At 58.6% G+C, this 12,154-nt stretch carries 10 protein-coding genes; 5 read left to right on the top strand and 5 right to left on the bottom strand.

The window, feature by feature from the left end:
- Positions 1-12: 12 nt before the first annotated feature.
- Positions 13-1,287 (bottom strand): MFS transporter, encoded by a 1,275-nt coding sequence (locus LDO22_RS01220; protein ID WP_224025776.1) that lies wholly within the window; start codon positions 1,285-1,287, stop codon positions 13-15.
- A gap of 265 nt (positions 1,288-1,552) precedes the next feature.
- Here LDO22_RS01220 and LDO22_RS01215 point away from each other — a divergent pair, with 265 nt between their 5' ends.
- On the top strand, positions 1,553-2,488 hold the full coding sequence (locus tag LDO22_RS01215) for a LacI family DNA-binding transcriptional regulator (protein ID WP_263422188.1): 936 nt from the start codon (positions 1,553-1,555) through the stop codon (positions 2,486-2,488).
- Positions 2,489-2,799: 311 nt separating this feature from the next.
- On the opposite strand, the gene LDO22_RS01210 is transcribed toward LDO22_RS01215, so the two are convergent.
- The 4 genes from LDO22_RS01210 to LDO22_RS01195 form a co-directional block, all read right to left on the bottom strand.
- Complete coding sequence (locus LDO22_RS01210) at positions 2,800-3,105, bottom strand: antibiotic biosynthesis monooxygenase family protein (protein ID WP_224025774.1); 306 nt, start codon at positions 3,103-3,105, stop codon at positions 2,800-2,802.
- Positions 3,106-3,524: 419 nt separating this feature from the next.
- A complete protein-coding gene (locus tag LDO22_RS01205) occupies positions 3,525-4,922 on the bottom strand; it encodes an FAD-binding oxidoreductase (protein WP_224025773.1) in 1,398 nt (465 codons plus the stop codon).
- A 203-nt stretch (positions 4,923-5,125) separates the two neighbouring features.
- Positions 5,126-5,956: a hypothetical protein gene (locus LDO22_RS01200; RefSeq protein WP_224025772.1), complete on the bottom strand. Its 831-nt coding sequence runs from the start codon at positions 5,954-5,956 to the stop codon at positions 5,126-5,128.
- Between the two features lie 219 nt (positions 5,957-6,175).
- Positions 6,176-7,666 carry an APC family permease gene (locus LDO22_RS01195; RefSeq protein ID WP_224025771.1) on the bottom strand — a complete coding sequence of 497 codons (1,491 nt, stop codon included), beginning with the start codon at positions 7,664-7,666 and terminating at the stop codon, positions 6,176-6,178.
- Positions 7,667-8,565: 899 nt separating this feature from the next.
- Here LDO22_RS01195 and LDO22_RS01190 point away from each other — a divergent pair.
- The 4 genes from LDO22_RS01190 (at position 8,566) to LDO22_RS01175 (ending at position 11,564) form a co-directional block, all read left to right on the top strand.
- Positions 8,566-9,096, top strand: coding sequence for an SRPBCC family protein (locus LDO22_RS01190; protein ID WP_224025770.1), 531 nt, complete (start codon positions 8,566-8,568; stop codon positions 9,094-9,096).
- Between the two features lie 104 nt (positions 9,097-9,200).
- Positions 9,201-10,091 carry an oxygenase MpaB family protein gene (locus tag LDO22_RS01185; protein WP_224025769.1) on the top strand — a complete coding sequence of 297 codons (891 nt, stop codon included), beginning with the start codon at positions 9,201-9,203 and terminating at the stop codon, positions 10,089-10,091.
- Positions 10,078-10,560, top strand: coding sequence for a hypothetical protein (locus LDO22_RS01180; RefSeq protein ID WP_224025768.1), 483 nt, complete (start codon positions 10,078-10,080; stop codon positions 10,558-10,560). Before LDO22_RS01185 ends, LDO22_RS01180 begins: the two co-directional genes overlap by 14 nt.
- Entirely contained in the window at positions 10,560-11,564 is a 1,005-nt protein-coding gene (locus tag LDO22_RS01175; protein WP_224025767.1) for a hypothetical protein, read from the top strand. Before LDO22_RS01180 ends, LDO22_RS01175 begins: the two co-directional genes overlap by 1 nt.
- Positions 11,565-12,154 lie beyond the last annotated feature (590 nt).

The raw sequence follows: 12,154 nt of genomic DNA, 5'->3' as shown, positions 1-12,154 counted from the left end.
AACGGTTTCCGTTCAGCGAGTCGATCGAATGAAGAAAAGAGGAACGATGCCGAGCAAAGTGAGCACGGCCCCCACGGCCAGCAACAGCGGGTAGTTGGGGGTTCCCCCGCCGACGCCGAGCAGCAGCGGCGCGATGAATGGCATTACCGAGAATGGCAGGGTGAATGCGATGTTGGTGACCCCGAGGTCGCGTGCCGCTGTGTTGGGGCCGTTCATGGTCGCTACAGCGAAGCCTATGTATCCGCCGTAGAGCATTCCGCCGGCGATGCCGCTGACAATGCTTACACCGATAAGGAATGGCGCGACATCGTCTGCGAATGCGATCTGGATGGTTCCGGCGGCCATGATTACAGCCGTGGCCCCCAGGACCAGCTTGCGGCGGCCGGTGCGGTCGTTGAGCCAGCCGGCGATGGGAGCGAAGATCACGGCAAGGATGCCGGGAATGACGTAGGCCAAGGTGATGACCCCCGGCAGTTCATCTTCCGGTACTGCAATGCGGTCTTGGAGGAGATAGACAGTATAGGTCGACACAACCCCCCAAGCGCAGGTGACAAGGAACATCGCCACGAGAAAGGCACTGAAGTCAGGGGACTTGCGCGGGTTGACGTAGAAGCTGCCCAAAAACTCACGGAAGCCGAAAGGAGCGATGTCATCGCTTGATGGTTCGTCGTCCCGCAACAGCACGAGCAGCAGCCCACAGAACATCACTGCGACCGCGACGGGCAGACCGAACTGGGCCAGCACGTTTGACGGGAACCACTGTACGAAGAACACGCCCACGAGTAATGCCGCAGAAGCGGCCATACCAGACAGTGCCCCAACGAAACCCTGCTGTTTTTCGGGGATGCGGTCAGCGACAATGGCCAGCGAAGCGGCAATCGCCGCGTTTACGAAGGCCTGCATGATGATCCAGCCGAGCAGCAATAGCGGCATTGAGTTGCTGAACCCGATGACGGCAGCCCCGGCGATCGTGCCGGCGAGCCCCACCACTATCCACGGCCGGCGGCGGCCAAACCTGCTCCGCGTCCGGTCGCTGAGCCGACCGAAAAGGGGATTCGCGATCAACGCGGTCAGCGTGCCGATCCCCGCAGCCATCGAGTAGCTGGTGGCCTTGCCATCCGGGTCTAGTTCGTCGATACGCAACGCGAGCGTGACGGAAGCGGGCAAGTTGATCGACATCCAGATGCCGAACAACGCGAGCACGTAGATTCCGATGAAGAGGGGACCGACACGCTCCGGGACGTTGTTGGTAGCCCCCGTCTCGGTTGCGCTAGTGGGTACTGACATAAATGATCCTCACCATTGAGAGTCGTGGACGCAGTTGGAATCGCTACCGGAAACGTTACCGGAAACGCTGCCGATATACTAGGGACCGGATTGTTGCAGTGCGAGCGAAAGCACAAACTTAAGCTCTAGGGATAGGAACTTAATGCCTCGTAAGGTGACATTGGCGGACGTCTCGCGCGCGGCCGAGGTTGGGGTAGCTACGGTATCCAGGGCTCTCGGGGACCATCCGGATGTCAGCGAAGCCACGCGCCAGCGCGTTCGCGCTGTGGCGCGCAATCTTGGGTATCGTCCCTCTGCCACAGCGCGGGCGCTGCGCAGCGGTGAGTACCGCGCTATCAGTGTCATCGTGCCCGATGCAGGGTGGGGATGGTGGGAGCCGGTCGTTCGCGCTGCATTTCGAGCAGCCGCCGAAGAGGGCTACTACCTTATGGCGCATCCAGTCGCCGGCACTAAAGGCGGGGCCGCCGCGATTGTGGAGGCACTTGCCAACGTACCGACGGACGGTGTGATCATCATTGGAGTGCCGGATCAAGATGGCGTGCGCCAAGCATGTGACCGCATAGCACTGCCTGCTATTGCGATCGACGATACTAGTCGCACTGTTCGGTTTCCGACCATTTCCGCGCAGAATCGGGAAGGCGCCCGAATTGCCGTTGAGTATTTGATTTCACTCGGCAGACGATCGATCGCGCTCCTGCGTCCAAACATGGAAATGGAGACGGATACTTGGGGTGACGGGCTGTTCATTGACCACCGCACTCTGGGGTACCGGGATGCACTGGAGTCGGCCGGAATTACCTTCGACGAGTCGCTGATAATTGACTGCATGGATCCCTTTAATGAAACACGCATGCACTGGAGGGAACTGGAATCAGAACTGTCGAAAGGTATCAGAATTGACGCTATGTTCTGTGCTGCAGATACTATGGCAGCTGCCGCCCTGCGGACCCTTCGTGCCCGCGGGTTGAAGGTACCCGAAGACATCTCCATTGTGGGGTTTGACGATGAGCGCGCTGCCATGCTGGTCGATCCACAACTAACCACAATCCGGCAGCCCTACGCCGAGATGGGCCGGCATGCGGTTCAGTTACTGTTGCGCAAAATTCAAGGTGAGGACGTTGAGATCCGGCGCTACGAATTCGTCACGGAACTCGTACGACGTTCATCAACTCCCTCGCCCCAAGAGGGTCAGCAAAACTGACGGCACAACCGGATGACACGACCACACAAGCGTACCCGCATGCATGATCCGCCGGTCGCACAGTCGCCCTCGGTAGGACAGTCCGCCAGGAACGGCGGCAAACGATGTACGCCTTCAGGGCAGCGCGAATTTGTTGGCAACCAGTTTCAGCCACCGTACCGGCACGTTGGTTGGGTACGCCGGCTGCCGATTTCACCAATACCAAACGAGGACAGACCCCTCAAACTCTCCACTGGCCCAAGCCCTAGCCCTAAGAGGACAACCCTGGGCCCAGTGGAGAGAAAAGTCCGACGGAGGCCATTGGGCCAAAATTAGTTGGTACCCTGGGCATCCTCTATTACGTCGTACAGTGCTGTCCCGTGGTCTGCATGCTGTAGTTCGTCGAGCCTGGTACGCGAGGCGAGAAAGGCGGGATCCGCATGCCAAGCCTCCCAGTCCGCTTGACTTCTCCACGTGCCAATGATGACGCGAGTACCGGGGGCGTCAGAGGGAGTGAGCAACTGACCGTGTATCCAGCCTTCCTTGTTGTGGGCTGATTTAAAGCGCTCTCGGATTAGCCGATCCCATTCGTGCTCTGAGTTCGACTCGAGCTGCATAGTGCTGACAACGGTTATCACGCCGCCTCCTCATGAGGATTGAATTTCTACCACAAACGTCTAGTCCGGGGAACAAGAACAGGATAGATGACCCCGCGCACGGCTGCGAAGTCTTCAGCACGTGCAGTTGTGCGCCGAGGAATGACCCTGGTGGCACTCATTCTTGCCCCTGTCTGGCGGCTCCAACAGCAGCCATTACACATACCTAACGCAACTTACAACAATTGAAAAGTTCCACTCGCCCGGCAGCATTGGCGAAATGGACAAGCCCGCGGAATGTTCCAGTACAACATCAAGCGAATTCGTTTGAGAATCGTCCCGTCAGCGGCCTCCGGTCCGCTTCGATCTGTCGTTGATCTTCCGCTTGAACGGGCCAATTGGTGGTTCAAGATGAGTGTCTGGCAGTCCACCCGAGCTTGTCAGCACGGCGTCCTGGGAGGTCAGAATCGCTGGGGATCTACATTGTAGTTGCGGTGGAAGCGGTTTTCCGGGTCGTATTCGCGTTTTACTGCAGCGAGGCGGCGGTAAACTTCTGGGGTATAGACCTCGACGACCATCTCTGGTGTGACCTCTGAATTGTTATTCAGAAGACCGAATTTAGAAGTCGTGGCACCGGCGTGAAGTAGGGCCGCGTCCAGCTCTCGTGCCCTCTCGGGGTACTTTGCAGCTCCGTGGCTCGTCCCGTCCCATTCCGCGACGGCCAGCACGCCCATCGCATCGCGGTGCCGGGCCGGCGTTCCCTTCGGGTTTCCGAAGGGCCTTCCTTCGATCTCCAGTTTCACAGAATTCCCGGTCGAGGGCTCGCTGATGAACTTATCGAGATTCGCCGCAACGGCTTCAGCGAAACGACCGTTTGACACGGCAATCTCCCGGTCGATCCAAAGGTTGAACATTCCGTCTTCGAAACTACCCACCTCGGCGTTAAGGGCGACTACCGCGTCGTACGAGCGGATGGCAATGGAGTCGGACACGGGTCGACCCAGGCCACGAAGCCGTTCGATGTCCCGTTCGGCGATATCGAGCTTTCCGAGGTGACCCACGCAGACTGTGATAGCAGGTGCCCCGCTTTCGTCCAAGCTTATGAAAACGCTGGGGTAAAGATGATCTGCCATTGCATTGAGCGCATCGAGGATGGACGTCAGAAGGCTGGGCAGCTCATCGACCGCTGGCTCCCAGGTCATGAATCCGGCAAGCATCTGTCTGGGCAGCTCATGGAGAGCGACCTCGACCTCTGTGACGACACCAAAGTTAGGGCCTGCACCTCTGATTGCCCAGAACAATTCGGGCCGTTCATCCTCCGAGCAGTGAACCAGCTCGCCTGTTGCCGTCACCAAAGTCGCTCCGACGATGTTGTCGCTGGCGAGACCATAGAACGGAGTGAGGAAGCCGACGCCTCCATTGAGCGCGAGGCCGCAGAAACCGACTTTGGGGTGCATGCCCGTTACAGCCGCTAGACCGTGTCTGGCCGCCTCTTGGACGAGATCGCCAGCGATCACCCCACCACCGACGCGCGCTCTACCCGTGACCGTGTCAATGTCGATGCTATTCATCAGCCTGAGGTCCAAAACGATGCCGCCGTCGTTGGTCGCATACCCATTTGGATTGTGGCCACCGGCGCGGACCGATATCTCAAGGTCATTTTCGCGTGCATAGCGAATGGCTTTCTGAACGTCTCCCGCGCTCGTGCAGCGCGCGATCACCGACGGCCGCTGCTGCAAGTGGCGGCCGTCCCAAATCCCCGCAACCGCATTAAAATCATTATTGCCGTGGAAAAGAACATCACCATCAATGTTGAGTGGCGTGGTTATCATTGATAATGCCAATTTCTGCTCCTCCATCTCTTGACACACGACAGTCGCGGTTAATTGAGTTTCTCTGGTTCAGTCCGCAAGAGGGACTGCGTGCCTCGGTTCGAGCCCCTTGCTCCCGGATAGGGGCAGTATTTTTGTCGAAATTTCCTGTTCATAACAGATCCGCTGCTCCTGGCAGTCGCCCAATTCAGTGTGGAGGACCCGTCTGGAGCGGAACGGATGTAAGCAGGCTATGGGACTAGCCGGGCGAGGCCGCCGTCAACACTCAGTTCCCGATAAGCCTGTGTGATGTTCCCCTGAGGATTTCGACGCGCTGCTCGAGAAGCGAGTAACCGCGCCCTTTCTTCTGTTCCGACCTCATTCATTCGCTTGGCCACGATAGGCGTAAGCGTTTCGAGATCTTCTAGGCTCGTCTCACCGATCATTTTCGTAGCCAGCGATTCCTCAGTCGCATCAGTGAACACCTTTATGCTTTCCTCGGGCCTGAGAACCTGGGTTACGGATTCCTCCAGACGCGGATCAATCGAGGTGATCTCAATGGTCGAGGAATGAGCTAGGCCGTTCTCCTGACCATACGCATAGACCGAGCGCAAGTTTTCCCTCAGGTAACGGAGATCTGTCCAGCCCAGTGGAGCTCGCTCGACATAGGAAAGATCATGTTCCGCGTGTTCGTCGGGGACCATCAACCGCGTGATCCCATAGTCCTTTACGGCGGCGAGCACAGAGTAGGAGTCGTTCTCTACAAGCACCTCGTAGCGATGGGGAACCACGTCAAGCATGATGTGGCTGCCGTGCATCTGCCCGACATGAAAGAGAATGATCGGTGGATACTGGGGCTTTGTGGTCGCACGCTCTGGAACCAGTCCGTAGAACAACGGCGTCATGGCAAGCAACGCGAGACTCGCCTCAATTGCCCCATACGGTTTGCTCAATACGATGCCAAGCCGCTCTGTCATGCCCCAGTCGGGGAACAGGTCGTCCAGCGTTCCGGAGGTGCGATTGCCGTCCGATCCAATACGAACGCCGAAACTTTCCCTGGCGACGAACTTGGAGAGGTGCATGTGAGCTCCTTATTGCATGCATCCCGTAACTCTGTCGGGATGGGATTCTTTTCAAAGACGCATAACCGCGGTCGAGACTCTTAGTTCACGCGCAGATAGTGCGCGTGAACTAAGAGAAGGGCGATTGACGAGCTGCCACTGCCACTTTTGCCCGGTCATCAGGGGGGACGCTTCAGGGGATGTATCGTCTGCTGCAGTGCCGGGCTTAGAAAGAGCGTATTAACTTTCCCTAGCGGGAACCAGGTCGCCAGCGTCGTCTCGCCCGATTCTAGCGTATACCTCAGGTCGACGGCTGCGGTAGACCGCGGCCAGGATCATTCCCGTAGCGATGATGGCAAGGATCAAGCCCAAGAGCGCCCAGGTGAACCATCCTTCGGTACTGGTGAGCAATCCGAAATTGAGTCCGGAGAGCACAAGCGCTGTGGCGAAAAATACGAATGCGACACCGCTTCCAATGGCCGGCCACACCGCGTTGCGGCCACCTTTCTTATCCCGGGAAAGGAAGACAGTGATGGCAAGGGCAGCGAATGCAATGAGTATTGCGAATGCGAATGAGTAGATGCCTGCCAGGCGTGCGTACGCCGTCTCTCCGTCGGTTCCACTGAAAAGGACGATGCCGACGAGTACCATTGCGCTGAGCACGACGGAAGCCCGATGCGGGGAACCATGCCGGGCGTGCACACGGGCCAATGACTTGAACAGTGCTCCATCAGCCCCCAGGTTGAACAGGTAGCGGGAGACGATGTTGTGGCTCGCCAGAGAAAGGGCGAAGCAGCTGGTAATCAGAAGGGAAGTAACCGCGTAGTAGGCCGCGGTGCCGGTAAACTGCTGAACGCTTGCCCCGGAGGCCTCCACCACATTGTCGGTGAGTACGCCCATGATGGCGTTCGGCCCATAGGCGTTGATAAATACCCACGCCGTGAGTGAGTAGAGGATGGCCAGGATTGCGACAACCGCGAAGGTTGCGCGCGGAATAGTTTTTTCAGGGCGCTTTACTTCGTCCCGGAAGATGATGGTGGCCTCGAATCCGCCATATACGCCGATTCCGAACATGAAGGCGATGCCGATGTCACCACTGAAAATGTTCTCTGGTTTGAAGCTGTCGAGACCCATACCCTCCGCGCCTCCCTGCGTTATGACGGAGACGTTGTACATGACCATAAGGAGCAACTCCAGCGCCAGGAAGACTGTAAGGATCTTCGCAGAGAAGTCGATGTTCAGATAGCCAAGGATCGAGACGATGATAAACATAACGCTGCCGTACAGCCACCATGGGAGGTCTGGACCATTGAGGGCGCTGTGTACAAGGTTCTCCGCGGCGATCCCACCAAGGACATACCCGGCAATGTTGGCTGCAAAGTAGCAGACTATGGCCGTGAATCCTGTACCGAGACCAGCGATCTTCCCCAACCCGGCGGAAACATACGAGTAGTAGCCACCTGGTCTCGGTAGGCGAAGCCCCATGGCGACCAGACCGGAGGCGAAGAGCGCAGCGACAACGCCACACACGAGCAACATCACCGGTGTGCCGATGCCGTTGCCCAGGAGGATCGCAACGGGCAGGAACCCGAGGAAGTTCACCATCGGGCCGTTGTAGGCCAAGACAGTAAAGATGAGGTTTACAAAGCCGATGCTTCCCTTTAGTTGGGAATCTTTACTCGGCGGAAGGTCCACGCCGATCTCAGCCTTATGCATTTTTATCTCAGACATGGGAAATGCTCCTGGATTTGGTTGGGGGGGGGCGAGCCGGTAGAGCTGCTGTGCGGCCACCATTCCTGCGGGTGCCTCGACGCTGAGGCCAGTTTTAGTCTGTTGTGCACGTCACTTGGCAGGTTCCATCTAAGTGGGCGAATCCCACGACGACAATCTGACTTGCATACGTTTTGAATCCGGAATTTGTACGGAAGTTTGAATCCGAAAGTACGGTCGCCGTGCTATCATTCGCTCGGATGTTCGCCTCCGAGTCTGAGTTCAGCAGTCGGCCGCATCCTTACTTAAGTCGTTGACAGCACCCGGGGTTCGACTCACGCAATAACTTCACCCCCCATTACATTTATTGCGTCCCCGAGGGCCGGGGATTTGGGCGCTGGACCTGGTATGACTTTCTTGCCCTGTCACTGATGATCCGGGGGTGTTGTCGCCAGGTTCGGAGACACGCGTTGACTGCTGATAGGGACACGGTTGGCTCCTTCCGAAGGATCCAGGTCTCTTTGTAACGTGGGTGCCAGCATCGGGTGTCGTGACTGTGGCCAGAAGTGGTGCAAGGGAGCGCCGGATGAACGAAGGATACGAGGTCTACTGCGGCTTGATGTTGGCAAATCCGAGCATCACGCGGCCGCGTTGAACGCGGTCGTAAACGGGTAGTCGATAAGCCGTTGCCGCAAGAACAAACGCTATCCAGTCCGGTCTCAAGAACGCGACCCCAGTGGCAGATGTCTTTGGGAGGAGTACACACCAACCTGACGTCAGGCAGCGGCGCCGACTCCGTCAGAATAGGTTCGAGAAGTCCGTTCTTGTACGTTTCAGCACCTAAGTCTTTAACTCAAACCTGACAGAAGCGGGCGGATAGGATGAGCATCCCCCCTTCACGGAGGTGCCAAGATAACAACATGAAGCCTCGTCTCTTCGATCTCAGTTCCACTTGGTACCTCCCTGCGCCGGCCGAGCAAGTCTGGGCCATCATCGCGGACATCGACATGAGCTGGCCGCAGTGGTGGCCCGGTTGCAGTTTCGCGGCGCCTTTGGAGCGTTGGCCAGCCGAGAGCAGCTCCCAAGCAGACATCCTCAAGGCAACCACCGCGCACCTGAGCTTCAAGGCCGCATTGGGCTACACGCTCACCATCAGCATCCACCCCACAATGGTGGTTGCACCGCGCGAGATAGAGTTCGACGCCGGGGGTCACCTGGAAGGCAAAGGCCAGGTAACGCTCATACCCGACGATCGAGGGCAAGCAACCCGCATGGACATCGAATGGCGTGTGCGCCCTACCCAGCGCTGGATGAACATGCTGACACCGATCGCTGCGCCGGCTTTCACAGCCGCCCATGCTCTGTTGATGCGCCAGGGCGAGAGCGGGCTGATGAAAGCCCTGACAATGGCACCCAAAAACAATCCTGTGGACCCGTCTACGTCTCCCTAGTCAGGCAATGGCAACAGTCCTACCATGGAACCAGTCGCCGAGCTGGGGAGCCGTGCCACCCTCAACTTTGAGCGCACTTTAGCGGCAGGAAGAATGGGGGGACGATGATCATCCACACAAGTCTCGCCGCAAGTCAGCGCCGTCAGGAGCGTGCCGCCCCGGAGGACTGGCAAGAGACATTCCGGCATATGGTCCTCTTCGACCTCGCCGCAGACATGGAGCTCGGCTTCTTCCTCTCCTATTACCGAAACTTCGCCATTCCCAGCATGGCGGCCACTCTTCACGCCAACGGCGAGATCCAACAGCGGCCAATGAAGCGTTCCTACGACACAGCAATCGTCATCTACGAGCTCATCGCGTCCGGCTTGGACAGCGACCGCGGCCGCCAGATGATCGACTTGCTAAACCGCGCGCACCGCAACGTCCCCGGCAGCAACGATGACTTCCTCTACGTCCTCCTCACCCTGCTCGTAGTGCCCATCAGATGGACCCAGCACCATGGCTGGCGACAGCCAACGTCAGCTGAACTCGCTGCGGCTTCGAGCTTTTTCACCGAGCTCGGCGCTCGGATGAACATTGCTGGAATTCCCGCTACCTACGCTGAAGCCGAGCTGTTCTTCGACCGCTACGAGGCAGCCCACGTCGCTCCATCAGCTGAAGGCCAACAGTTGATGGACGCAACAGTACAGGTCTTCCAAAGCCGGCTGCCGCGCCCGCTGTGGCCCTTCGCCAGCCACATCATCAGCGTGATGCTTGACGACGAACGCCTCGTCGAAGCGCTCGGACTCCCCCGCCCGAGCCGGGTCTCATCAGGCCTTATGACGCGTGGGTTGGCGATCCGCAATGCCATCCGCCGGCGCCGGCCTCTCGGACAGAATCCTCATTTCACTCCAGGCAAAGCCGGCTCATCGTTGTACCCAGGCGGATACTCCCTGGATCAGATCGGTCCCGACAACGTTCCGCAGCCGAAAACCGCCAGCCATGAATTATCGTGACGCGCGAAAGATAGCCCGTAAGGCGGAGAAATCCTTCGGCTTGCCGGGCGACGCCACCCTGCAGTTCATCCAGAACAAACTGGAAGCGCAACGCGGCAGAAAGATACAAATTGATGAGTTGCCCGGCTTGGCTGGAACGGAGCTCTGCGGCATCTGGCTGGTCTGCACGGACCGGGACATCGTCCTCCACGCGCCAGTGAAGTCCGCCTGGCACCGGCAGCAAATAATCCTGCACGAATTCAGCCACATGATCCTCTCCCATGACCTACAGAGAACACATGAGGAACTCGCTGCCGCACTCCTCCCCGACATCGACGTGGATATCGTGCGTGCCCTCGGTCGCAGCAGCTACACCGATGATGCGGAGCTAACAGCTGAGGCCCTCGCTGACCAACTTGCAACGCGGCTAATCAACAGCGAAACCGAGCCTACGACCGAACCCCTAGCGTTTCGGCGCGTATTCGGCTGATGGAAGCGGTACCGGCCGCCGCACTCTGGGTGTTGACCATCCTCAGGCTGCCTGCAGCATTGGATCCCGAGCGCGGAAGCGTGTTCCGTGCAACCATCTTGGCCGCGATCGCTTGTACGCTCTACGTTCCTGCCGTCTACTACTGGGGCGATCCCCTCCTCGGCGGCCACAACCGCATTGGCATGGTCACCCTCCTGTCTCTCCTCCTTGGGTTCTGGCAGTTCCGAACAGCAATGTTGCTGGCAGCAGTACCGGATCCAGGAGTACGACGGCGGCAACTCGCCTTGGGTGGTTGGGTCACCTTCGCTGCATGCACCGCGGTAACGGCAGGGTTTCTCGGCAGCCGTGTGGATACGACGGATCCCAACTTGCCGCTGAGATATGGCGATCAGCCGGGCATGGCGGTCTTCCTCTGGGCGGGATCTGCATTCATTATGTGGGTGTGTCTCGACATAGCCCGGGTCTGCCGCAGCCACATTCCCCGCATGGGCGCGAAAGTCTTCCGCTCGGCGTTCATTCTTATCGCCGGCGGCTGTGTTTTGTTTGCCCTGGTCCTCCTCGACCGTCTGCTGTATGGGGTTGTAACCGGAACCGAAGGCGCCGATAGCCCCGCTGCCATTGCCCTGACCAACCTGTATTGGATAGGCGAAACCTTTGCTGTCCTGCTTGTCAGCTTCGGCCTACTCCTCCCCCGGACGGCTGGCCGCCTCAGGCACGGCATCCTCGGGCTGCGTGCGCGGGTGATGCTCGTCAAGATCGGCCCCATCTGGAACAACGTTGCTTATGGCCAGCATGAGCTGGTGCTGCTGAACCGGCGCGCCACCCCGCTGCTCTTCTTTTGCCACCACGCCCAAACGCAGCTTCATCGGCGACTAGTGGAGATCCGCGATTGCGAGATGGCCAACTCCGTCGCAGGACAGCGACTCAGCGCACGGGACCACTTCATTGTCGAAAGCGCCGAACGAGAGCTTGAAAGCCGCAGCAGAACCCAGATGGCACCATAAGGCGTGCATCACCAACAGCCATCCAACGCTTAGAGCCGCGTAACCTCATCACCGGCTACAACTGTCCGCCTACGCAACTATCCAGATGCCACATCGCTAACAGCCCCTCCAACCGCAGCAGTATTTTCCCTCACACCTCTGGCATCCAAGGCCGTCAGCGTGAGCCGCGACCCACGGCCAGTCATGTTGCCGTTGGCGTCAGTCCTGATGAACGGACGTGAATACAAAAACTTGTGCTGACTGCAATTGCTCGTTCGAGCCCTCACGGACGAGTCAAAGATTCTGTTCCACTCGGTGCGCCAATCGGCACCGGGACCGCAAACGCCGGCTCGCCAGTCGTTCAGCAGTGGCTCCGGCACCGAAAACGACTGCCCCCCACCTCAAAGCCCAACTCCAAGCAATCAAACGTCAACTGGACTCCACGACAACGTCGTGTCAACGCCAGCGAGACATACTCACCTCCAAGCTTCGCGCCCAAGCGTCCGAAATCGACAGGCTCGAAGCCGAGAAGTCTGACCAGCTCCGGGGCAACAGCCTCTTGCAGTCTGAAGTCGCCCGCCTAAAACGCGCACAAAGGACCAATGTCCAGG

The sequence above is a fragment of the Arthrobacter sp. NicSoilC5 genome, from assembly GCF_019977395.1.
Classification (GTDB): Bacteria; Actinomycetota; Actinomycetes; order Actinomycetales; family Micrococcaceae; genus Arthrobacter.
Note: the sequence above shows the minus strand (reverse complement) of the source record. Positions and strands in the feature narration are given on the sequence as shown.

What these genes read in the sequence shown, in the direction of transcription:
- LDO22_RS01185 (WP_224025769.1), top strand. Translation starts at nt 9,201, where the DNA reads ATGATCATCCACACAAGTCTCGCCGCAAGTCAGCGCCGTCAGGAGCGT.
- LDO22_RS01180 (WP_224025768.1), top strand. Translation starts at nt 10,078, where the DNA reads ATGAATTATCGTGACGCGCGAAAGATAGCCCGTAAGGCGGAGAAATCC.
- LDO22_RS01175 (WP_224025767.1), top strand. Translation starts at nt 10,560, where the DNA reads ATGGAAGCGGTACCGGCCGCCGCACTCTGGGTGTTGACCATCCTCAGG.
- LDO22_RS01195 (WP_224025771.1), bottom strand. Translation starts at nt 7,666, where the DNA reads ATGTCTGAGATAAAAATGCATAAGGCTGAGATCGGCGTGGACCTTCCG.
- LDO22_RS01205 (WP_224025773.1), bottom strand. Translation starts at nt 4,922, where the DNA reads ATGGAGGAGCAGAAATTGGCATTATCAATGATAACCACGCCACTCAAC.
- LDO22_RS01200 (WP_224025772.1), bottom strand. Translation starts at nt 5,956, where the DNA reads ATGCACCTCTCCAAGTTCGTCGCCAGGGAAAGTTTCGGCGTTCGTATT.
- LDO22_RS01190 (WP_224025770.1), top strand. Translation starts at nt 8,566, where the DNA reads ATGAAGCCTCGTCTCTTCGATCTCAGTTCCACTTGGTACCTCCCTGCG.
- LDO22_RS01220 (WP_224025776.1), bottom strand. Translation starts at nt 1,287, where the DNA reads ATGTCAGTACCCACTAGCGCAACCGAGACGGGGGCTACCAACAACGTC.